Origin of the sequence: Streptomyces wedmorensis (genome assembly GCF_000716445.1) — a bacterium.
Classification (GTDB): domain Bacteria; phylum Actinomycetota; class Actinomycetes; order Streptomycetales; family Streptomycetaceae; genus Streptomyces; species Streptomyces wedmorensis.
In genome coordinates this window covers 20,300-41,142 of record NZ_JNWK01000066.1, presented here as the reverse complement: position 1 = coordinate 41,142, position 20,843 = coordinate 20,300, and the positions used below count along the sequence as shown (strand labels likewise).

Annotated in this window: 20 protein-coding genes; 11 read left to right on the top strand and 9 right to left on the bottom strand. The window is 73.4% G+C overall.

Going from position 1 to position 20,843, the window contains the following annotated elements:
- Positions 1–307: 307 nt before the first annotated feature.
- Positions 308–1,351 (bottom strand): glutathione S-transferase family protein, encoded by a 1,044-nt coding sequence (locus OO54_RS35120; protein ID WP_033210768.1) that lies wholly within the window; start codon positions 1,349–1,351, stop codon positions 308–310.
- Positions 1,352–1,450: 99 nt separating this feature from the next.
- Entirely contained in the window at positions 1,451–2,011 is a 561-nt protein-coding gene (locus OO54_RS35115; protein ID WP_051787558.1) for a SixA phosphatase family protein, read from the bottom strand.
- Between the two features lie 445 nt (positions 2,012–2,456).
- On the opposite strand from OO54_RS35115, the gene OO54_RS35110 reads away from it, so the two are divergent.
- On the top strand, positions 2,457–3,788 hold the full coding sequence (locus OO54_RS35110) for a DUF1254 domain-containing protein (RefSeq protein WP_033210765.1): 1,332 nt from the start codon (positions 2,457–2,459) through the stop codon (positions 3,786–3,788).
- A gap of 75 nt (positions 3,789–3,863) precedes the next feature.
- Here the strand turns inward: OO54_RS35110 and OO54_RS35105 are convergent, their stop codons facing one another.
- Together OO54_RS35105 and OO54_RS35100 are read right to left on the bottom strand one after the other, a co-directional pair.
- Positions 3,864–4,085 (bottom strand): helix-turn-helix domain-containing protein, encoded by a 222-nt coding sequence (locus OO54_RS35105; RefSeq protein WP_017240750.1) that lies wholly within the window; start codon positions 4,083–4,085, stop codon positions 3,864–3,866.
- The gene (locus tag OO54_RS35100; RefSeq protein WP_033210762.1) at positions 4,085–4,555 is read right to left on the bottom strand and encodes a DUF2975 domain-containing protein; all 471 of its coding nucleotides are present in this window, start codon (positions 4,553–4,555) and stop codon (positions 4,085–4,087) included. The genes OO54_RS35105 and OO54_RS35100 overlap by 1 nt, the downstream gene beginning before the upstream one ends.
- Before the next feature lie 420 nt (positions 4,556–4,975).
- On the opposite strand from OO54_RS35100, the gene OO54_RS48900 reads away from it, so the two are divergent.
- The 5 genes from OO54_RS48900 (at position 4,976) to OO54_RS35075 (ending at position 11,644) form a co-directional block, all read left to right on the top strand.
- Positions 4,976–5,209, top strand: coding sequence for a hypothetical protein (locus OO54_RS48900; RefSeq protein WP_157856561.1), 234 nt, complete (start codon positions 4,976–4,978; stop codon positions 5,207–5,209).
- A gap of 238 nt (positions 5,210–5,447) precedes the next feature.
- A complete protein-coding gene (locus OO54_RS35090) occupies positions 5,448–6,842 on the top strand; it encodes a hypothetical protein (protein WP_157856560.1) in 1,395 nt (464 codons plus the stop codon).
- Positions 6,835–9,534 (top strand): hypothetical protein, encoded by a 2,700-nt coding sequence (locus tag OO54_RS35085; RefSeq protein WP_033210757.1) that lies wholly within the window; start codon positions 6,835–6,837, stop codon positions 9,532–9,534. Before OO54_RS35090 ends, OO54_RS35085 begins: the two co-directional genes overlap by 8 nt.
- A 3-nt stretch (positions 9,535–9,537) precedes the next feature.
- Positions 9,538–10,926, top strand: a complete 1,389-nt coding sequence (locus OO54_RS35080) for an MFS transporter (protein WP_342450946.1) — start codon at positions 9,538–9,540, stop codon at positions 10,924–10,926.
- A 181-nt stretch (positions 10,927–11,107) separates the two neighbouring features.
- Positions 11,108–11,644: a TetR/AcrR family transcriptional regulator gene (locus OO54_RS35075; RefSeq protein WP_078905508.1), complete on the top strand. Its 537-nt coding sequence runs from the start codon at positions 11,108–11,110 to the stop codon at positions 11,642–11,644.
- Between the two features lie 26 nt (positions 11,645–11,670).
- On the opposite strand, the gene OO54_RS35070 is transcribed toward OO54_RS35075, so the two are convergent.
- A complete protein-coding gene (locus tag OO54_RS35070) occupies positions 11,671–11,952 on the bottom strand; it encodes a hypothetical protein (RefSeq protein ID WP_033210749.1) in 282 nt (93 codons plus the stop codon).
- 216 nt (positions 11,953–12,168) lie between these two features.
- Here OO54_RS35070 and OO54_RS35065 point away from each other — a divergent pair, with 216 nt between their 5' ends.
- The gene (locus OO54_RS35065; RefSeq protein WP_033210746.1) at positions 12,169–13,140 is read left to right on the top strand and encodes an acetylxylan esterase; all 972 of its coding nucleotides are present in this window, start codon (positions 12,169–12,171) and stop codon (positions 13,138–13,140) included.
- A 156-nt stretch (positions 13,141–13,296) separates the two neighbouring features.
- On the opposite strand, the gene opcA is transcribed toward OO54_RS35065, so the two are convergent.
- Positions 13,297–14,211 carry a glucose-6-phosphate dehydrogenase assembly protein OpcA gene (gene opcA, locus OO54_RS35060; protein WP_033210743.1) on the bottom strand — a complete coding sequence of 305 codons (915 nt, stop codon included), beginning with the start codon at positions 14,209–14,211 and terminating at the stop codon, positions 13,297–13,299.
- Positions 14,212–14,296: 85 nt separating this feature from the next.
- On the bottom strand, positions 14,297–14,848 hold the full coding sequence (locus tag OO54_RS35055; protein ID WP_033210741.1) for a DoxX family membrane protein: 552 nt from the start codon (positions 14,846–14,848) through the stop codon (positions 14,297–14,299).
- Positions 14,849–15,019: 171 nt separating this feature from the next.
- On the opposite strand from OO54_RS35055, the gene OO54_RS35050 reads away from it, so the two are divergent.
- The 3 genes from OO54_RS35050 (at position 15,020) to OO54_RS35040 (ending at position 17,684) form a co-directional block, all read left to right on the top strand.
- Positions 15,020–16,396, top strand: coding sequence for a dipeptidase (locus tag OO54_RS35050; RefSeq protein ID WP_033210739.1), 1,377 nt, complete (start codon positions 15,020–15,022; stop codon positions 16,394–16,396).
- A gap of 51 nt (positions 16,397–16,447) precedes the next feature.
- Positions 16,448–17,062 (top strand): HdeD family acid-resistance protein, encoded by a 615-nt coding sequence (locus tag OO54_RS35045; protein ID WP_033210736.1) that lies wholly within the window; start codon positions 16,448–16,450, stop codon positions 17,060–17,062.
- A gap of 199 nt (positions 17,063–17,261) precedes the next feature.
- Complete coding sequence (locus OO54_RS35040) at positions 17,262–17,684, top strand: DUF350 domain-containing protein (protein ID WP_017240762.1); 423 nt, start codon at positions 17,262–17,264, stop codon at positions 17,682–17,684.
- A 40-nt stretch (positions 17,685–17,724) separates the two neighbouring features.
- Here OO54_RS35040 and OO54_RS35035 read toward each other — a convergent pair whose 3' ends face one another.
- Positions 17,725–18,219: a hypothetical protein gene (locus tag OO54_RS35035; RefSeq protein ID WP_033210732.1), complete on the bottom strand. Its 495-nt coding sequence runs from the start codon at positions 18,217–18,219 to the stop codon at positions 17,725–17,727.
- Positions 18,216–19,649, bottom strand: coding sequence for a WGR domain-containing protein (locus tag OO54_RS35030; RefSeq protein ID WP_033210781.1), 1,434 nt, complete (start codon positions 19,647–19,649; stop codon positions 18,216–18,218). Before OO54_RS35030 ends, OO54_RS35035 begins: the two co-directional genes overlap by 4 nt.
- Positions 19,650–19,833: 184 nt before the next feature.
- On the opposite strand from OO54_RS35030, the gene OO54_RS35025 reads away from it, so the two are divergent.
- Complete coding sequence (locus OO54_RS35025; RefSeq protein WP_051787552.1) at positions 19,834–20,838, top strand: SPFH domain-containing protein; 1,005 nt, start codon at positions 19,834–19,836, stop codon at positions 20,836–20,838.
- Positions 20,839–20,843: the final 5 nt, after the last annotated feature.

Here is a 20,843-nt window from a genome sequence, read left to right as displayed (position 1 = left end):
TCCTTATCCGACAGGATCAACTCGGCCTTCGGCCGCCCCGTACGTGCCATAGGGCAAGCCTATACATCTGAACAGAATTCCTGACTCAGAAGACTAGGGCCTGTCTGACAATTCGCGTCGGATCAGGCCGGGTCGTTCGGTGCATGCGATCGGCGTGCGGCCGGGGCGCCCTCGTAGCGGAGCTACTGGGGCGTTTCGGCCGTGCGGCGAGCGTGCGTGCCGGGCGGGCCGGACCCGACAGGAATCGTCAGACAGGCCCCAGGCCCTGATCCGCCGGACAGGCCCTAGGGCTGACCGGGGCCCGGAGCTACGTGGCCGACCTGCGGCAGCGGGGTCCGGTGGCATCGAGATCCGTATCGGATTCCGGGCCGAGCGGCGGCACGCGCTCGGCCGGGGGCGGCGGCCCGGGCGGGGTGCCGTCGCCGAAGGGCCGGCCGCCGAGTTCCTCCCGGTGGTGCGGCGCGAGCCAGGCGCGGACGTCCGGGCCCCGGGGGACGATCCCGGTCGGATTGATGTCGTGATGGACGACGTAGTAGTGCGCCTTGATCTGCGCGAAGTCGATCGTGTCCCCGAAGCCGGACGTCTGGAACAGGTCCCGCGCGTAGGCCCAGAGGGCCGGCAGTTCGCTCAGCTTGTGCCGGTTGCACTTGAAGTGGCCGTGGTAGACGGCGTCGAAGCGCACGAGGGTCGGGAACAGGCGGACGTCGGCCTCGGTGAGGGTGTCGCCGACCAGATAGCGCCGGCGTCCGAGCCGCTCCTCCAGCCAGTCCAGTCGTTCCCACAGCCTTCGGTACGCCCGGTCGTACGCCGCCTGGGAACCGGCGAAGCCGCACTGGTAGACGCCGTTGTTGACGTCCCGGTACACCTTGCCGGCCACGTCGTCGATCTCGTCGCGCCACCTCTCCGGATACAGCTCCGGCGCCCCGTCCCGCTGATGGGCCGTCCACTCGCCGCCCAGGTCGAGCGTGATCCGCTCGAAGTCGTTGGTCACCACCCGGCCGGTCGGGACGTCGACGATCGCGGGCACGGTGATGCCCTTCGAGTAGCCGGGTGAGCGCGCCACGTACGCCTCCCTCAGCCACTCGATCCCGAGGACCGGATCCCGGCCTCCGGGGTCGAGGTGGAAGCACCAGCTCCGCTCGTCGTGCAGGGGTCCGGCGATCCCCATCGGGAGCACGCCCTCCAGTCCCATCAGACGGCGAACGATCGCGCTCCGGTTCGCCCACGGGCAGGCCCGGGCGATGATCAGGCGGTAACGCCCGGGCTCCACCGGATAACCGTCCCGTCCGTCGGCCGTGATCCGGGTCGTGATGTACGCACGGTCGCGCTCGTACGAGCCGTCACCGGTCATCGTTCCGCACCCTCCTCCTCGTGTGCGGGGCTCTCGCCCGCCACGGCACCGCCCACCCGTCGACGGAACCGGCCGGACCGCCCCTCCGGGCCGGCGGGATCAGTCGGCCGGTGACCAGCAGGCGATCACCCTTCCACTGTCGGGAGACAGCCGCTCCCAGCCGCCGGGCACCTCGATCACCACCACTCCCGAGGTCGGGAAACCCGCCCTCACCCGCTCCAGCAGGTCAGGAGGGCCGCTCCCGCACAGGCCGACGGCCAGCTCGTGGATCCCCGGGTTGTGCCCGACGAGGGCCACGGCACGAAGGCCCGGGCCCCGCTCCGCCAGTACGGAGACCAGCTTGCTCGGCGGCGCGTTGTAGAGGCGGTCGTCATAGACGACGGGCGGCGGGTCGTCCAGCGCGGGGGCCGCGAGCCGCCAGGTCTGACGGGTCCTGCGCGACGGAGAGCAGAGCACGAAGTCGGGCCTGGGACCGGACTCCGCGAGCCAGTGGCCGGTCCGGGGCGCGTCGCCCCTCCCCCGCTTGCTCAGCTCGCGGTCGAAGTCGTCGATCCGCCGGTCCTTGCGCACGGCCTTCGCGTGGCGCACCAGCAGCAGGCGGACCCCGTCGGCGCCGTCACCGCCCGGTGACGCCCGCCGGGATCCGTACTCCAGGGACATGGCGTCTCCTTCCCCGCGCGTACCGCTCCGGGTCGTTCCGGAAGCTGCGCCTACCCCGTCTCGGTGGCCGCACGCACCGGCGCGGCGGCGCCGCGCCCCGCCGGTGGCCCCGGCCGGCCGGACGGACGAGCGCGGCCGGCACCGGTGCGACGCCGTCCTCCGCGGCGAGGCCGTCGGCCGACGCGCGGGCGGCGTGCGAGCGCGGGCGGCGTGCGAGCCGTCCCGCGCCGCCCGGCGCAGGGCGTCGGCCAAGGACCCGGACGTCAAAGCGGGCGGGCTGGTGGTCCCCCACCGCCTCGAAGGCGAGGCCTGCCGCCCGGAGGGCGAGGCCGAGGTACACGGGCCCGCCGCCCGCAACCCGTTCGGCGGACCCGCCGGGCGGCGGAGGGGCCGGGCTCATAGCGTCGGGCCCGAACGGGGGTCGTCCACACACCTGGAGTAGCCGATGACGGATGAGTCGATGGAGAAGCTGGCCACGGAGGCATGGCTGTACGGGTATCCGCTGGTCACGGCAGCCGTGACGAAGGGCAACATGACGGCGGTCCCGGCGCGGGACGACGCGCGTCGGAAGGCCCCGGTCAACCAGTTCTGCTACATGCGCACCACCCCGGACTCCTCCTTCACCGAGGTCGTCTCGCCGAACGCCGACACCCTGTACTCCAGCGCCTGGCTCGACCTGTCCGACCAGCCCCTGGTGCTGACCCTGCCCGAGTTCGGTGAACGGTTCTGGATGGTTCCGATCCTGGACGCCTGGTCGAACGTCTGCGCCGTCGTCGGCCGGCGCAGGAACGGCCCCTCGGCGGGCCCGTTCCTGATCGCCGGCCCGGCCTGGTCCGGAACGGTTCCCGACGGCCTGACCCTGCTGAAGTCCCCCACCGCCGTGAACTGGATCATCGCCCGGTACGCGACCAGCGGCCCCTCGGACTTCCCGGCCGTCAACCGGCTCCAGGACGCCACGCGGCTGATCCCGCTGTCGCAGTGGACCGGCGACCCCGACGCCTACTCCCCTCCCACCGACGTCCCGGTACCCGCCGGCGCCGACACCACGACGGCGCCCGTCGACCGGGTCCACGCGCTCAGCGGCCGCGACTACTTCACCCTTCTCAACCGGATGATGGTCGACAACCCGCCCGACCCCGCCGACGCCCCGTTCCTGGGCAGCCTCGCCAAACTCGGCATCGCGCCCGGCGCGAGCCTGGACGACCTGTCCGCCGAGGAGCTCGCCGTCCTGGACGCGGCCGCACGACGCGGCCCGGAGACCCTGGACGAACTGCTCGCCCGGGCCGAGGCCGCGAAGACCAGCGGATGGGCCGTGCACCGGGGACTGGGGGACTACGGAACCGACTACGCCAAGCGCGCGGTCATCACCCGGTTCGGCTACGGAGCCAACCTCGACGCCGACGCGCTGTACCCGCACGCGACCACCGACTCCGAAGGCCGGCCCCTCGACGGTGCCCACGCCTACGTACTGCACTTCGAGGCCGGGAAGACCCCGCCCGTCGACGGCTTCTGGTCCCTCACGATGATGAACGAGCATCAGCTCTTCGCCGACAACCCGCTGAACCGGTACGCGATCGGCGACCGCAGCGGCATGCGGACCAACCCCGACGGATCCCTGGACATCCACGTCCAGCACGACGACCCCGGACCCGAGCGCGAGAGCAACTGGCTCCCCGCCCCCGCCGGAAGCTTCAACGTCTTCCTGCGCCTGTACTGGCCCGAGGCGCCCGCCCTCACCGGCGACTGGACCCCGCCGGCCCTGCGCCGCACCGACTGAACCCCACACGCCCAGGGCGGGCCGGGCCACAGGCCGGCCCGCCCTGGGCGTCCGGCACCCCGACGTCCCGACCCTTCACCCGTCGGCGCCGTCCTCGGCCTCCCACCGCAACAGGTCGCCGGGCTGGCAGTCGAGGGCCTCGCAGAGCGCGGCGAGCGTGGCGAACCGCACCGCCTTGGCACGGCCGTTCTTCAGCACCGCCAGGTTGGCGGGCGTGATCCCCACACGGTCGGCCAACTCCCCCACGGACATCTTCCGTCTGGCCAGCATCACGTCGATGTCGACGGCGATCGGCATCAGATCACCTCGTCCAGCTCGGCCCGCATCCCCGCCGCCTGCGCCAGCAGCATCCGCAGCACGAGCACGACGAGCGCCACCCCCAGGATGGCCACCCCCACCCCCGCCATGATGACGGTCACCCCCGGGTCCTCCCGCTGCCCCGGCGCGTTCACCGCCGTCACCGCGAACCACAGGAGGGCCGCCGCCACGATCGCGCCGATCACCCCGTCCACGTACCGGAAGGCGGCGTGCGAGAACACCGTCCCCTTCCGCACCATCGCCACCAGCCGCCACACGCAGACCAGTGCGACCTGCGCCGCCACCATCCCCAGGAGCACGATCACCCGCAGCGCCGTCAGCGGCATCGATCCGTCCTCGGGATCACTCCCGCTCACCAGCACCCACATCATCAACGCCTGCACGAACACGGTGCCGACGAGCACCACCATGAGCACGGCGCGCAGCGCCTGCACGGTCAGTTTCCCCATAACCCACCCTTCCATCGATTTACGATGGGAATCTATCGATATTCGATAGCCCCGACAAGAGTGGAGCAGCCCGTGACCGAGCGACCCTCCAGTGCCGAGCAGCAAACCGGGCCGAGCCGAGCCGTACGACACCATGTCGTCGAGGTCGCCGGGGGGAGTCCCGGGAGGTGGGAGTTCGAGGTGCTCGACGAGGCTCGGTGGGAGGGGCTGGCGGAGGAAGAGCGGGCGGTGGAGCGCCGGAGGGCCGTGAAGCGGCGGCAGAACCGGCGGCGGGCGCGGCGCCTGCAGGAGAACGGGCCGCGGGAGAGGTACACGGTGGGGCAGGTCGGGGACCGTGACGCGTGGCGGTGTGCGATCTGCCGGGGCCCGGTGGAGCGGGGGTTCCGGGCGCCGCACCCTTGCGCTCCGAGTGTCCATCACGTGGTCGAGGTGGTGGCAGGGGGGACGGACACGCTGGACAACGTGGCCCTCGCCCATCTGTTCTGCAACAGCGACTCGTACACCTGGGGGCCGAGGACGCCGGAGGCGGCTCTGCGGCGGTTGGCGGACCGGGTGAGGTACGGCAAGCACGGGCCTGGACGACGTGACCGGTCGCCCGACGCGGAGGCCGTCGCCCTGGCCGACGCGATCTTGGAGGGTCTCGAGGGGGGTTAGGGGGCGTCTCGCCGAGCCGGCTTGCCGTCGAAGTCGAAGTCTGCGTCGGCGTCGGCGGCCTGATGGGCAGGACACCCCCTCGGGCCGGGAGGAGCGGGGGCGGGGGTGCGTCAGAATTGCGGCGGAGGGGCCGTCGGGGGTGGAGGCAGTGGTGGGGGTCGTGGTGGGGCCGGGGTGGAGCCGGGCGGGGCTCGATGTCGCGGCGGGGCGGTATCCGCTGTCGGTGGAGCGGCATGTGATGCGGATGGTCGATCGGCTGGTGCCGGGGGTGACGGCGGTGACGCCGCACGCGCGTTACTACGCGTTGCACGGCCTGGTCGCGGCGCACGCCGAGGCGGGGGGTCTGGACGCGTCGGCGGCTCGGACGCTGCTGCGGAGGGCGGAAGTGGCGTTGGCGACGGTGTCGTTCGCGCATCATCCGGAGGGACTGGAGTGGCTGCCGCGGGCCCATGGGGTGGACGCGATGGCCGGACGGCTGCGCGCCGGGGCGGTCGCGGTGGGCGAGGCCGAGATGCCGGGCAAGGGCGGGTACGTAAGCAACTCGTGGGGGTTCTGGGGGCCGTACGCCGGATCGGAGGTCGCCCTCGGGGTGCTCGGCCCTGGCCCCATGCCGGTGCCGGGACCGCGGCTCGACGCGGTGGCCGTGCGGGACGGACTCGGCGGGCTCCTCGAACTGGCGGCCGAGGAGACGCTGCACGTGGCCGAGCTGGCGTCGTTCGGCGACCGGCTGTGCGTGTGCGCGGGCGGCGACAGCGCGGACGGGGCGTGGCTGGCGGACCTGATGTGCGGGGCCGGATCGGAGGAGCGGGGCTCGCGCGCGGAGACTCGGCGGCAGACGATCCGGTTGCTGGCGCGGGTGGTCGGCGAGCGGCCGGTCGCGCATTTCACCCGGGACGTCGGGCGGGTCTTCGCCTTCGGCGACTTCCTGACCACCGATCCCGTGACGAGCGGCATCGACGCCGCGGCCGCGTGGCGTGGCGTGGTGTTGCGTAACCACTCCGTCGGAGCGTGGCGCCGGCTGTGGTCGTGGCTGGTGGCGCGGGTCGAGGGGCTGACGCCGGTCGACGAGTTGGCCGATCGCTTCGCCGACGAGATGCCCCGCGGCATGACGGTGGACGCGTTCCTGTCCTCTCTTCCCGCAACGCGCAGCACGACCGGTGCGCCGCTGCCCGCTGAGCTCGAACTGCGGGGGTCCGGCGAGGCGTCGCCGCTCGCCGAGCTGCGGGTGCTCGCCGTGGGCGCGCGCCGGGTGGACGAACTCGACGGGCGGGTCCGGGACGCGTTCCTCGGGCAGCGCGGTGTCGAACTCGGTCCGGAGTGGGTCGGGCGGCGGCTCGACGAGGCACGGCCCCTGCAGGTGCGCGATGTCGCCCGGCGGCTCACGTACGACCTGGTGGCACGGTCGCAGCGGATCGCGCTGGCCAAGGCGCGTCGTCGCTCCGACGGTTCACTGTGGCTGCCGACGCGGCTGCACGAGCGCGACGGGCTGCTGTACCGGACCAGTCAGGAAGGACGCGGTGACGTCGGGCTGCGGCTGGACCAGCTCGGGAGCGTCCTGGCCACCTGCGGTGTGCTGCGCCGCGACGACGAGCGCTGGTCGGTGACCGGTGACTGGAGGGCTCGCCTTGACTGAGACGGCACCCGAGCCGGCGACCGCGATCGCTTCCCCGCTGGGTCTGGTCCTCGACGAGGAACGCACCGGCGGACAGTCCCTGGAGGAGGCGCTCTTCCTCAGCTTCACCGCCGATCTCGGCTTCTTCGAGGAGGTCGCCCTCGGCGTCACCCAGGCCACCGGAGCGCGCGTCACGGTCGCGGGGGACGTCGCCATGGCCAGGAACGATCCGCGGTCCGTACGGCGGGCCGGCCGCAGCTACGTCGCCGGGCTGGCGTACGCGCACGGCGCCGCGTTCCATCCCAAACTGGTGGTCCTCGCCGGGCCGGAGCACGCCACGATCGCCCTCGGGTCCGGCAACACCACCCTGGCCGGCTGGCAGTCGAACGCCGAGCTGTGGACGGTCCTGCGGGTGGAGGGCGACCGGAGCCCCGCCGCGCTGCCGGACCTGTCGGCGTGGCTGCGCGACCTGCCGGGGAAGGTGCGGTTCTCCGCCGGTGTGCCCCAAGCACTGGGGCGGGTCGCCGCACTCCTCGACCGGCTCCACCGCCACAGGACCCCCGCGGCACCGGGGGTCCGCGTCGTCAGCAGCCTGCACGCGCCGATCATCGAGCAGCTGCCGCACGGACCGGTCGACGAGCTGGCCGTCTTCGCGCCCTTCCACGACCCGCACTGCCGGGCCCTGCGGCAGCTGCTCGACCGCTTCCGTCCGCGCCGGTTCACCCTCGCGTACCAGCCGGGACTCACCGACCTCGACGGCCCGTCGGTCGACGACCTGGTGCGCGCGTACGGCGGCCGTGTCATCAGCGACAACGACCAGCGGTACCGGCACGGGAAACTCGTCGAATGGGCCTCCGACGGGCAGCGATGGGCGCTGACCGGCAGCCCGAACCTCTCGGCGGCCGCCCTGCTGCTCCCCCAGGGCGCGGGCGGAAACTGCGAACTCGGCGTCATCACCCCCGTCTCCGCCACGCTCCTCCCCGAGGGCACCGACGAGCCCGCCGCCCGGCTGCGCGCGGCCACGCCCCTGCCCCGTCCCGCGGCCGGCGGCGTGCCCCTGCTGCTCGGCGCCCTCCGCGTGGTGGACGGCCTGGAGATCACCCTGGCCCGACCCCTGTCCGAGGCCGCCCGTCTGGAGTCGTCCCCGGCGGCGGCACCGCCGGAGGCCTGGGAGTACCTCGCCGACGTCCCGCCCGGCCGGGACACGCTGGTGACGGGCCCGGCGGACGCGGGCAGCCGCGTACGCCTGGTCGGCGTCGACGGCGACGGCGTGCCGCGCTTCGGGAACGTCGTGTTCGTCGTCGGTCCGGATCGCGCGCTGCGCCGCATGACACCGGGTCGGTCCCAGGCCCCCACGACGCGGCCCTTCGACCTGTTCGGGGACCCTCGGCTGGCCGAGCGGTTCCTGGGCGACCTGGAGGCTCTCCGTGCGGAACTGCCCTCCGCTCCGGCGGGCGCGTCCCCGAGCAGCGGGACCGGCCGCGCGGTCTCGACGGTCCCGGTGGGCGACGACGCCGGCTGGGAGCGCTATCTCGACGAGTGCGCCGGGCGCCTCGGGCACCCGCTCACCCGCTTCGCGCTCGGGCTTCCGCTTCCCGCCGACGACGAGCACTTCCAGGACCTGCTGCCGGTCTCCTGGGACGAGCGGTTCACCGACGACGTCGAAGCGGGCCTCGACGAGGACGACGCCGAGGACGTGGCGGCGGAACACGACCCCGGCGCGGGCCGGCCGGGAGCGGACACCGCCGCACTGCCCGACCTCCGGCAGGCCGACAGGGAGGTCCGCCGCCGGTATCGGCGCCTGGTGGAGCGCGTCGTCGCCTTCGCTTCCGAACTGGCCCCTCCGGAGCGCATGCTCGTCGTCCGGCTGACCCTGTGGATCGTCGCGGCGGGGGCCTGGCCTCCGGGCGACATGGGCTGGCCGCCGCTGCTCTCCCGCGCGGTGTGCGCGCTCGACGGGAAGGATCTCCCGGCGCGGATCGAGCCCCGGGTCGGCAGCCTCGCCGCGGTCGCCCTCGCCGTGCTGCGGAGCCATGCGCCGCGCTACGAGACCACTCCCGAGACCCTCGCCTTCAATGAGGCCTCCGGGGCGGTCCGCCACCTCCTCGCCTCCGTGGATCCCGCGTACGTCGCGGAGTACACGGCGCTGCTCGACACGGCGTTCGGCCCGGCCGTGGACCGGGCCGCCGTGCTCGACGTCGCGTCGGACGTCGTCAGCGACGATCCGCTCGCGGACGCCGTCTGGTCGCTCGTCGAGAAGGGCCGGGACGTCCACCGCCACGGCGCTTCCCTCCTCCACGTCACCGGCCGTTTCAGCAACCCCGCGCTCGTGGCCCTCGAAGCGGTCGGGGCCGCCGAGGAAGCGCCCCTCGTCGGAGCGTGGGCCGGCTCGGGCCCGGAATCGGGCGCTGATGCGGCGCCGGGCTCGGATGTGGTGTCGGGCGCGGGCTCGGACTCCGGTGCGGGGGCCTGGGCGTTGGTCGTCTGGCGGCGGCCCGACCTCGTCGTGGTCGATGCCCGCCGGGCCGTGCCGCTGTGGCGCCACTACCGGCTCACCGGTCTGGTCGGACCTCGGGCGCTCGCGGCACAGCGCGGCTTCGGATCCGCGGCCTCCGTGTCCCACGGCCCTCGCAACCAGCCTTTCGAACTGGCTCGTGACGTCCTGTCGGACCTCTCCCTGACCGGGCCTCGACCGCCGCGCTGCGAGCCGTAGCCCTTGGGCCTCCAGGGGGCCGGCCGATGCCGGCGGCCCCTCTTCAAGGCCGCCTCATTGAATAGACGCAACGTCCAGTCTAGAGTTCGGGCCAGACGCAACGCCTCGTCCAGTCCGGGGCGACGTCGACGACCCCGCGTCTCTCGTCGAAAGGCCGACTCCATGCCGTACACGACCGACCGCGCTCCGACGAGCGGGGAGACCTCGCCGCGGCAGCGGCGCTTCGGGGCCGCCGCCGTGGCCTTCGCGTTCTGGGTGACGATGGCGGGGACGACCGCGCCCACGTCGCTGTACCCGTTGTACGGCGAGCGGTTCGGGTTCTCGCCGATGACGGTCACCGTGATCTTCGCCGTGTACGCGATGGGGGTCGTCGTCGGCCTGCTGGCGTTCGGGCGGCTGTCGGACCAGGTCGGCCGGCGGCCCGTGCTGATCGCCGCGACGCTGCTCGCGGCGGGTGCGGCCGGGGTCTTCCTCGCCGCCGACCAGGTGGCCTTACTGCTGGTCGCGCGGGTGATCTCCGGGTTCTCCGCGGCGCTCGTCACGGGGGCCGCGACCGCGGCGCTCACCGAACTGCTCCCGCAGGGCGGCAGGGTACCGGCGCCGATGGTGGCGCTGTTCGCGAACATGGGAGGTCTGGCCTGCGGGACGCTGCTGGCCGGGATACTGGCCGATGCCGCCCCGGACCCGCTGCGGACGCCGTGGGTCGTGATGCTCGTGCTGTCGGTGACCGGTCTCGCCGGTGTGGCGGCGACTCCCGAGACGGGCTCGCGCGGGGCCGCGTTCACCCTGCGCCTCCCCCGTCCGCGCATCCCGTCGGACATCCGGTCGGACTTCCTGCGTTCGGCGATGACCGCGGGGGCGGGCTTCGCGGTGCTCGGTGTGCTGACCGCGGTCACCGGCCTGTTCCTGAGGACGGTGCTCCACGAGTCCGGTCACGCGCTCGCGGGGCTCGTGGTCTTCGTCGCCTTCGCCTGTACGGCCCTCGGGCAACTGGCGGTCCGTCGGTTCAGGCCGGAGGTCGCCCTGCCCGCGGCGTGCCTGGGACTGATCCTCGCCGCGGCGCTGATCGCGACGGCCATGGCGACCGAGACGCTCGCCCCGCTGCCGGCCGCCGCGGCCGTGAACGGCCTGGCGACCGGTGTCGCCCTCGGTCACGGCGTCGGCGGCATCGCCACACGGAGCGCACCGGAGCACCGTGGCGCGACCGTGTCGACCTTCTTCGCCATCCTCTACTCGATGCTCGCCGTCCCCGCGATCGGCGTCGGCGTGCTGATCCGGGCGACGGACCTGCGTCCGGCCGGAGAAGTCTTCAGCGCCGTGGTCGCGCTGCTCGCCCTCGTCGTGCTGATGAGCCTCGTCCGCACCCGGGGGACGGACGGCGCGCGCCCGTGAGCGGGCCGGTGGCGCCGCATCCCCGCGTGCCAGAATCGCGGCAGATGCACGAAGCGAGGAGTGAGCGACCATCAGTGCCGCACGGAAGACCGACGCAAGGCCCGGGACCGAGAGCGGACGCGCCCCGTCCGCCGTCGTCAGCCGCACGGGCCCCCGGCGCAGCGAGAGCATCCGCCTCGCGGTGCTGAACGCCGCGGACGATCTGCTCGTGGAGCAGGGGTTCGCCGCGACGACGATCGAAGGCATCGCGACGCGGGCCGGTGTCGCCAAGCAGACGATCTACCGGTGGTGGAAGTCGAAGGTCGACATCCTGCTCGACGCCCTCGCCGACGACGCCCGCGAGGCACTGGCCTGGGCCGAGCCGGCCGGTACGCCCTCCGACGACCTCACGGCGCACCTGCACCGCGTCGGCGCGTTCTTCGGGGAGCCGGCCGGGCAGGTGTTCCAGGCGCTTCTCGGCCACGCGCAGCTCGACGAGGACACGGCCGTCGCGCTGCGCGAGGGTTTTCTGCTCGAGCAGCGCGAACGGGACGCGGCGGGTCTCGGGGCGCTCGTCGAACGCCACGTGGGCGAGGCGCCGGACCGGGAGACCGTCGACCGGCTCGTCGATCTGCTGCTCGGCCCGATCCACTACCGGATCCTCGTCCTGGGCAGGCCCGTCGACGACGCACTCGTCGAGGCGACGGCGCGGGCCGTCCTGGAGGAGGCGGCGGGCTGATCGGGCACCCGCCCCCGTTCGTGGGTTCAGGCGCTGTTCACATCCAGGAGCCGGTGGGTGCGGGGGCTCGCGCCGCCGAGGGAGAGGCGGATGCCGAGGCTCGCGCACATGCGGTGGGTACGGGCGAGGGCGCTGAGGGTGGCGGGGGTGGGATCGGCGACCGGGAGCTCGATGACGACCCGCGCGGGCCGGTGCGCCTGGACGAGCGCCTGGATCTGGAGGGCCGCGGCGGCCCGGTTGGTGACGTCCAGGTCGGAGTGGAGGGTCACTTGGAGGACGTCCGTCCCCACGGTGTGGCTGATGAGCATGGAGTCCCTCCGCGCAGGACGAAGCAGGCCCACGGCTGTATACGGTGTGGGCGGTTCGTCCGAGGATGTCACGCGTACCGTCCCGGCGGTGTTCTGACGGAACCGGACACGCATGATTCACGTATATGAATCAGGTGTGTCCGCGGCTAGGGTGGGCAGGGCCGGTGGTGACCGGTCGAGATCCCGAACGCGACCCTTACCCACCAGGCGGTTCACATGACGCAGTTCGACCTGCCCGTCGACCAACTCCGCACCTACCGCAGCGCCTCCGTGGAGCCGGAGGACTTCGACGCCTTCTGGACGAAGACCCTCGACGAGGCCCGCGCGCACGAGCTGGGCGCCCGCTTCGAGCGGGTCGAGACGGGGCTCGCCACGGTCGAGACCTTCGACGTGACGTTCAACGGCTTCGACGGGCAGCCGGTGAAGGGCTGGTTCGTGGTGCCGGCCGGCACCGCCGAACCGCTGCCGGTCGTCGTGGAGTTCCTCGGGTACGGCGGCGGGCGCGGCCTGCCGCACGCCCACCTCCTGTGGGCCTCCGCCGGGTTCGCGCACTTCGTGATGGACACGCGCGGCCAGGGCAGCACTTGGGCCACCGGCGACACCGCCGACCCGGTGGGCAGCGCGCCGTCGTTCCCCGGTTTCATGACGCGGGGCGTCGAGGACCCGTACGCCTACTACTACCGGCGGCTCTTCACCGACGCGGTCCGTGCCGTGGAGGCGGCCCGCTCGCACCCGCTGGTGGACGCGGGACGCACGGCGGTGACCGGCGGAAGCCAGGGCGGCGGGATCACCCTCGCGGTGGCGGGCCTGGTACGGGACCTGGTGGCGGTGGCGCCCGACGTGCCGTTCCTGTGCGACTTCCCCCGTGCGACGACCGTGACGGACCGCAACCCGTACCGCGAGATCGGCAACTACCTGAAGACCCACCGCGGCCGCGTGGAGCAGGTGCGGAACACGCTCGCCTATTTCGACGGCGTCCACTTCGCGGCCCGCGCCACGGCCCCCGCCCTGTTCTCGACGGCGCTGGAGGACCAGACGTGCCCGCCGTCCACGGTGTTCGCCGCCTTCAACGCGTACGCCGGGCAGGACAAGGCCATCGAGGTCTACGACTTCAACGACCACGAGGGCGGCGGCCCGTTCCAGGAGGCGGCCCAGCTCCGCTGGCTGCCGGGACGGCTGCGCGGGTAGCCCCTTTCCGCGGCGGTGCCGGTACGGCTGCGCGGAGAGACCCCTCCGCGGCTGTCCGGGACAGCTGCGCGGGTGGACCCTCCGCAGCGGTCCCGGGACGGCTGCGCGGGTGGACCCTCCGCGGCGGTGCCCGTACGGCGGCGCCGTGCCGGTGCGTCAGGCGCGGCCTCGCAGGGCGGACGCGTAGGCCTCGTCGGGGTCGAGGCGGCGGAGTTCCTCGGCGATCAGCTCGGCGGTGGTGCGGACCTTCAGGGCGAGGACGCGACTGGGCTGGCCGGGGATGGCGAGCCGGGCGACCGGGCCCTCGGGCCGGTCGATGCGGATCTCGCCGTCCACGGTGTCCATGCGGACGGCCGTGACCACCGGCCCGTCGGTGACGACCCGGTCGACGGGGACGCCGAGGCGGACCTCGAACCAGCGGGCGAGGAGTTCGGCGCTGGGGTTCTCCGCCTCGCTCTCGACGGCGGCCGACGTCACGGCGGATCGAGGTGCCTGGTCCAGCGCGGCGGCCAGCATCGAACGCCAGGGCGTGAGCCGGGTCCAGGCGAGGTCCGTGTCGCCGGGGGCGTAGGAGGCGGCGCGGGCCTCGAGGGCGGCGAGGGGGTCCTCGACCGCGTACATGTCGGTGATGCGGCGCTGGGCGAGCGAGCCCAGGGGGTCGCGGGAGGGGACGTCGGGGGCGTCCACGGGCCACCAGACGACGACCGGGGCGTCCGGCAGGAGCAGCGGCAGGACCACGGAGTCGGCGCGGGCGCCGAGTTCGCCGTGGAGCCGCAGCAGGACCGTCTCGCCCGACCCGGCGTCGGTGCCGAGCCGGACCTCCGCGTCGAGCCGGGTCTCCTGCCGCCCGCGGGGCGACCGGTTGTGGCGCTTGATGACGACGAGCGTGCGGGAGGGGTGCTCCCGGGAGGCATCGTTGGCGGCCTTGACCGCGTCGTAGGCGTTCTCCTCGTCGGTGACGACGATGAGGGTGAGCACGGCGCCGACGGCGGGTGTGCCGACGGCTCTGCGGCCCTGCAGGATCGCCTTGTTGATCTTGCTGGAGTCCGTGTCCGTCAGATCGATCTTCATGCGCGGCGCCCGTCCCTTCCTTCTGCGGCGAGCCTAACCCTCCCGCGCGGGGGGCGCGTGCGGGTCCCCCGGCTTCCCGGCAGGGTCAGGCCGACTCCGGGTCCGTGCCCGGGTCCGCGTCCGGCTCGGGCTCGGCCTGCTCCGCGGCGCGGCGGCCGACCACGGCGGCGGCGGCGAGGGCTGTGCCGATGAAGGCGGTGGCGACCACCCAGGGCCGGTCCAGGACGTGCCCGGTGGCGTGGTCGAGGGAGTAGCGGCCGGCGCCCGCGATGCCGATCGCGGCGGCGGTGAAGCCGAGGAACGCCGGGTACTCGTAGCCGCCGCCCTGGGCGAAGAAGCCCGCCGGGGCGTGCACGGCGACGGCTCCGGTCATGGCGCCGGCCGCGGCCGCGCCAGCGGCGGGGGTGGCGAGGCCGAGGGCGAGCAGGACGCCGCCGCCCGCCTCGCCGAGCCCCGCGGCGATCGCGCTCTCGCGGCCCGGGTTGAAGCCCATGGCCTCCATCGCCCTGGTCGTGCCTTCGAGGCCGCCGCCCCCGAACCAGCCGAGGAGTTTCTGCGTGCCGTGCGCGGCGAGTACGGCACCGGTGCCGACCCTCAGCACGAGCAGCCCGAGGTCGCGTCGGTTGGGGTGGCCCATGAGGTTCTCCAGATGCGGGAGGCGGAGGCGTACGCGTCCACTCTCCTTCGGCTCGCTCCCCGGCGCCCCTCGAACCGCACGCCGAATAGTCCACTTGAGTCATGTTTTGCGGCTCTTGCCCACTGTTGCTTGACTGAATGGGCTTTCGACCTCCGAGGGAAGTGGGTACGCATGACCGCCGAGGCCACCGAGACCGCAGCCCTGCGCGAGAAGGTCCGGGCCCTGATGCCCCGGGCGAAGCAGGACCTGACCGAACTGGTGTCGATGCGCTCGGTCGCCGACCCGCGCCAGTTCCCGCCCGAGGAGTGCGCGAAGACCGCCGACTTCCTCGTCCGGGCCTTCACGGAGGCCGGCCTGCGCGACATGCGGCGGGTGACGACCCCGGACGGCACGGACGCGGTGGTCGGCCACGCGCCGGGGCCCGAAGGGGCCCCGACGGTCCTGCTGTACTGCCACTACGACGTGCAGCCGCCCCTCGACGACGCCGCCTGGAAGACCCCGCCGTTCGAACTGACCGAGCGCGACGGGCGCTGGTACGGGCGCGGTTCGGCCGACTGCAAGGGCAACATCGCCATGCACCTGACGACACTGCGCGCGCTCGGCGGCCCGGAGGGCCGGGGGTTCCCCGTGCACATCAAGTTCGTGGCCGAGGGTTCGGAGGAGCAGGGCACCGGCGGCCTGGAACGACTGGTGCCGCTCCAGCCCGAACTCTTCGCCGCCGACACCCTGTTGATCTGCGACACGGGCAACTTCGCCCTGGGCCTGCCGACCACTACCACCTCGCTGCGCGGGCTCACCAACGTCGTCGTCACCGTCTCCACGCTCAAGGGCGAGATGCACTCCGGCATGTTCGGCGGCCCGGCGCCCGACGCGCTCGCCGCGCTCGTCCGGATGCTCGACGGCCTGCGCGACGAGCACGGCAACACGGCGATCAAGGGGCTGGCGGGCGACGGCGTCTGGGAGGGCGTGGACTATCCGCCGGAGCAGTTCCGCGCCGACGTGGGCGTCCTCGACGGGGTCTCCCTCGTCGGCACGGGCTCCGTCGCCGACGAGCTCTGGGCCCGGCCGGCCGTCACCGTCCTCGGCATCGACTGCCCGCCGGTGGTGGGCTCTTCGGCGGCCGTCCAGGCGAAGGTGCGCGCCCGGGTCAGCCTGCGGGTGCCGCCGGGGATCGACGCCGAGGTCGCCCTGAGCGCCCTCACCGACCACCTGACCTCGACGGCCCCCTGGGGCGCCCGGGTGGAGGTGGAGCCGGAGAGCGCCGGGCAGCCGTTCCGGGCGCGCACCGACGGCCCCGCCTACCGGGCGCTCGCGGCGGCGCTGCGCGAGGCGTACGGGAAGGACATGGTCCAGTCGGGGCAGGGCGGGTCCATCCCGCTGTGCAACGTGCTGGCCGAGCAGTTCCCGGACGCGGAGATCGCGCTGATCGGCGTGGAGGAACCGGGGTGTCTCATCCACGCGCCGAACGAGAGCGTGGACCCCTCCGAGATCGAGAACATGGCGCTCGCCGAGGCGCTCTTCCTGAGCTCCTACGCAAACCCGCTCTGACCCTCCCTCCCTCCCATGTCCGCCAACCGTCCGCGACGAAAGGTCCGGTCCATGACGCAGACTCACGACCACCCGAACGACTCATCACCGCGGCGGGACGTGCCGCCCGGGCCGCTCACCATGCTGGCGGGTGTCGCCTGGCAGGCGCTCCTGGTGGCCGGACTCGTCGCGGTGGTCCTCGGTGTCATGGTGCTGGCCTGGCCGGACGCCTCCCTCGCCGTGGCCGGGGTCCTCTTCGGGCTGTACCTGTTGTTCAGCGGTGTGATGCAGCTGGTCACCGCGTTCGGCACGCACGCCACCACCGCGCTGCGGGTCATGGCGTTCATCAGCGGCGCGCTCTCGATCCTGCTGGGCCTGTTCTGCTTCAAGGGCGCGATGCAGTCGGCCCTGCTGCTGGCGCTGTGGATCGGGATCGGCTGGCTCTTCCGGGGCATCACCCAGACCGTGGCGGCGGCTTCCGATCCGGCGATGCCGGCGCGCGGCTGGCAGATCTTCCTCGGCATCGTCAGCGCACTGGCCGGGATCGTGCTGATCGTCTCCCCGCTGGAGTCGGCCGCCGTGCTCACGCTCCTCGGCGGCATCTGGCTGATCGCCGTCGGCGCGGTGGAGGTGATCACGGCCTTCGTGATCCGCTCGCGTGCCAAGGACATCCCGCCGGGAGCCTGACGGCACCGAACCACCCCCGTCCGGCCGGCAGTCGCCCGCCCCGGCACCCGCGTCATGGGCAGCCGTCCGCCGACCGACCACCCACCGCCGTCCGCCCGATCTCCGGGCGGGCGGCGGTGGCTGTTGACGCGTGCGCTACATTTTGCCGGTCCTTGACCACCGATCCCCCGTGATCGCGATCTTTCGGAGCCGGCACCCCATGAGCGACATCGTCAACGGCCTCGGCCGGGCCGGCGCCTACGGCGCCCTGGGCGTGGTCCTGTTGATCCTCGGCATCGTCCTCGTGGACGTGCTGACCCCCGGGAAGCTCGGGCGCCAGATATGGGAGGACCGCAACCGCAACGCCGCGATCCTGCTGAGCTCGGCCCTCCTCGGCATCGGCGGGATCGTCTTCACGTCGATCTGGACCACGTACGACGACTTCGGCAAGGGGCTGCTCTCCACGGCCGCGTTCGGACTCCTCGGCCTGGTGATGATGGCCGTGGCCTTCCTGGTCGTGGACCTGGTCACGCCGGGGAAGCTGGGCGCCACCCTGGTCGACCCCGAGCCGCACCCGGCGGTGTGGGTGACCGCCTCCTGCAACATCGCGGTCTCCGCGATCGTGTCCGCCTCCATCGCCTGACCTCCGGAGCCCGGTCCGATCCCGTTCGGCTCCGGCAGGTTCAGTCCGCCATCGGCTCCACCTCCAGGAAGCGGCGTCCGCGCGGGCCCTTGTAGAGCAGGGCCTCCCAGCCCAGCCGCGCCAGTGCCGGCACGCAGGAGCCGAGTGCCGCCGCCTCCTCCCGCGCGGCGCCCGAGCCCGGCGGGCCGAGCCACTCGACGACGGCCGTGCCGGGCCGCTCCCCCGCGGTGACGCGGTATCCGGTGCCGACGCGGCCGCCCGACGCGTCGGCTGACGAGGGCGCGAGCCCGCCGCTCTCCAGGGCGAGGGCCACCGCGCGCACGGGCTGCCGCCGCTCCCAGTCGGCGGGCGCCGCCTTCGGATCGCGGCCCTGCCGCCCCGTCAGCCTTCTGATCTGGAGCAGCCCGTCGAGGGCGGCGCGGATCTCGCGCTGGCGCTGCTCGGCGTCGGCCGGGGGCAGCGGCGGGCCGTCGCCCGTGGCCGCCTCGAAGGCGCCGCCCCCGCCGGCGCCTCCCGGGCCGTGGCCGCCCGTCACAGCAGTCGCCGGATGTCGCCGCGGACACGGTAGAAGCCGCCGGCGGCGGGGTGCAGGGAGTCCACCACGTACCGCGCGCCGGGCTCCCTGATGGCCCGCGGGAACTGCACGTTCCACCCGGAGTCGTAACCGGCGGAGACGACCCGGACGCGGGTCCTGCCCGACTCGGTCACGCACTCCACGACGACCGAGCCGGCCGGGGCGTCGTGGACGGCGGTCACCGCGGTGACGTTCGTCGCCGGCTCGTACACCGGCAGGGCGGCGGCCAGTTTGACGTCACGGGCGACCGGGACCGTGCCGCCCTTGGCCGCCTCGATCGCGGCCTCGCTCGCGTCCACGCACACCAGCGAACCGTCCGTGGTCACGAGGTAGAGCCGCTCGTCTCGGTACTGCATGGAGAGCGCCGACCCGCCGCCGGTGCCGAGCTTCCACAGCCGGGTGCCGTCCTCGGCGAAGCAGTAGACCGAGGAGGCCGAGTCGGCGGCGAAGACGAACCGGCCGCCGGGCGAGGTGGCGCAGGAGTAGACCGGGCTGTCGCAGGAGTACACCGCCTCCACGCGCCCGTCCTTCTTCGCGAGCCGCTGGACCTTCTTGCGGGACGTGCCCGCGTAGACCGCGGTGTCCTCCTGCCAGCCGAAGAGGACGCCGCCCTCGGTCGCGGTGTGCCAGAGCTCGCCGCCGCCGTCCGGAGCGTGGGCGGCGACGCCCCGGGTGTCCCCGTAGTACACGGCGTCGCCGTCGGCGCGGATCATCCAGGCGTGCTCGCCGAGGCCGCCGCGCGCCCACTGGTGCTCGTCCTCGTGGTCGATGACGGTGAGCCGGCCGGAGCGGTCGGCGACGTGCAGGACGCCCTCGTGGATGTCGAGCCAGAAGATGTCGACGTCGGTGGCGATGTCGTAGGCCGCGAAGGGGAGCTTGGACGACAGGTCGTACACCTTGCCGTCGTCGCAGCCCGCGTAGATCCAGAAGTCGTCGGCGACCAGGCACTTGACGCCGTCCGGCAGGCTGAAGCGGGCCTGCACCTCGCCCGTGCGGTCGAGGGTGAACACGTCTCCCGCCTGGTTGCCGACCCAGCAGCGCTCCTCGTCGACGTGGATGCCGAAGGCCGCGGAACCGGTCCGGAAGCGCCAGAGGACGGGGGCGACGGCCCGGGCCGTGGAGGGAGCGGAGGTCACCTCGCGGCGGGTCACGGCGCGCGCGGCGCGCTGTCCCCTGACCGCCGGGGCGTACCCCTTGCGGACCTTCTCCCCTATCTTCTTGGCCGCCGCCGCCTGAGCCTTCGCGGCGGTCGGGAAGGTGGAGCGCTGGGTCTGTCCGTCCGCTCCGATCCGGCCGTAACGGACCGACACCGTCAGGTCGTCGACGGTCACTTCGTAGAATTTGTGGGCACCGCCGCCGTCCTGCGACAGCTCCAGATAGGTCGTCGTCATGGGGAAAACGGTAGGGGCACCCACTGACAACGGCCCTTCGTGAAGCCTTGGCCAATGGACCAAAGTCCCGGACATCCAGGACTTTCGTCGCGGCATTTCGGACATTCACCCCTGTAACGATGGTGCGTGAAGATCATCCGACGTGCCGTCACCTCTCCCCCGGGGTGCGGCCGGAAGGGCCACCTTGACCGAGCAACTGAAGCGGCCCCTGCCCGTTCGCGTGCGCCGGCAGCCGGACGGCATGCCGATGGACGACCTCTTCCGGTCGCGCCCCGCGCAGGCGACCCTCCTCCGCCGCCGTCCACCGCCCGAGGAGCCCGACCTCGTCGAGCGGCCGGGCCCCGCCGTGTCCGGCTGGGTGGCCGTGCCGACCGGCCTCGCCGCCCTCGCGGGCGCGGCGGCGGCCCTCTGGCGGGCCGGGCCGCCGTCACGCGGGGTCCAACTGCCGCCCTGGGAATGGGCCGCGCTCGCCGGCTGCGTCGTCGTCGCCGTCGTCTCGTTCGGCGGGCTGACCCGCGGTCGCACCGGATCCGCCTGGGTGCTCTCGCTGTTCGGCCGCTACCGGGGCACCGTGCGGCGCACGGGCCTCGTCTGGATCAGCCCGTTCGTGCTGCGCCGCAGGATGGACGTACGGCTGCGGCACTGGCGCAGCGAACCGATCGCCGTCGTCGACGCCGAGGGGTCCGCGCTGCGCGTGGTGGTCCTGGTCGTCTGGTCGGTGCGGGACACCGCCCGCGCGCTGCTCGCCGTCGACGACCACCTCGGCTATCTGCGCGAGCAGGTGGAGGCGGCGGTCGCCCGGGTGCTGTCGCAGCTGCCGGCGGACGCCTTCCGCGGCGACACGCCGACCCTGCGGAACGCGGAGGCGGTCGGAGACGCGCTGACCCGCATGCTCGCGGCCGAGTGCCGGGCCGTCGGGGTCGCCGTCTTCTCCGCCCAGCCGACCCGGATCGAGTACGCCCCCGAGGTCGCCGCCGCCATGCAGCGGCGTCAGCTCGCCGTGCTCGACGCCAAGCACCGCGACTCCGTGCTGACCGGCGTGATCGACGCCGTGGACGACACGGTGACGCGGCTGACCTCGCGCGGGCTCGTCGAGCTCGACGACTTCGAACGCCAGGCCCTGGTCAAGGACCTGACCGTGGCCTTCTACACCCGGCGTGGCGGCCCGGCCCCCCAGTATCAGGAGTGACGAGG

Coding starts and splice junctions, on each gene's coding strand:
- OO54_RS35120 (WP_033210768.1), bottom strand. CDS start 1,351: ATGACCGGTGACGGCTCGTACGAGCGCGACCGTGCGTACATCACGACC.
- OO54_RS35115 (WP_051787558.1), bottom strand. CDS start 2,011: ATGTCCCTGGAGTACGGATCCCGGCGGGCGTCACCGGGCGGTGACGGC.
- OO54_RS35110 (WP_033210765.1), top strand. CDS start 2,457: ATGACGGATGAGTCGATGGAGAAGCTGGCCACGGAGGCATGGCTGTAC.
- OO54_RS35105 (WP_017240750.1), bottom strand. CDS start 4,085: ATGCCGATCGCCGTCGACATCGACGTGATGCTGGCCAGACGGAAGATG.
- OO54_RS35100 (WP_033210762.1), bottom strand. CDS start 4,555: ATGGGGAAACTGACCGTGCAGGCGCTGCGCGCCGTGCTCATGGTGGTG.
- OO54_RS35090 (WP_157856560.1), top strand. CDS start 5,448: ATGCGGATGGTCGATCGGCTGGTGCCGGGGGTGACGGCGGTGACGCCG.
- OO54_RS35070 (WP_033210749.1), bottom strand. CDS start 11,952: ATGCTCATCAGCCACACCGTGGGGACGGACGTCCTCCAAGTGACCCTC.
- OO54_RS35065 (WP_033210746.1), top strand. CDS start 12,169: ATGACGCAGTTCGACCTGCCCGTCGACCAACTCCGCACCTACCGCAGC.
- opcA (WP_033210743.1), bottom strand. CDS start 14,211: ATGAAGATCGATCTGACGGACACGGACTCCAGCAAGATCAACAAGGCG.
- OO54_RS35055 (WP_033210741.1), bottom strand. CDS start 14,848: ATGGGCCACCCCAACCGACGCGACCTCGGGCTGCTCGTGCTGAGGGTC.
- OO54_RS35050 (WP_033210739.1), top strand. CDS start 15,020: ATGACCGCCGAGGCCACCGAGACCGCAGCCCTGCGCGAGAAGGTCCGG.
- OO54_RS35045 (WP_033210736.1), top strand. CDS start 16,448: ATGACGCAGACTCACGACCACCCGAACGACTCATCACCGCGGCGGGAC.
- OO54_RS35040 (WP_017240762.1), top strand. CDS start 17,262: ATGAGCGACATCGTCAACGGCCTCGGCCGGGCCGGCGCCTACGGCGCC.
- OO54_RS35030 (WP_033210781.1), bottom strand. CDS start 19,649: ATGACGACGACCTATCTGGAGCTGTCGCAGGACGGCGGCGGTGCCCAC.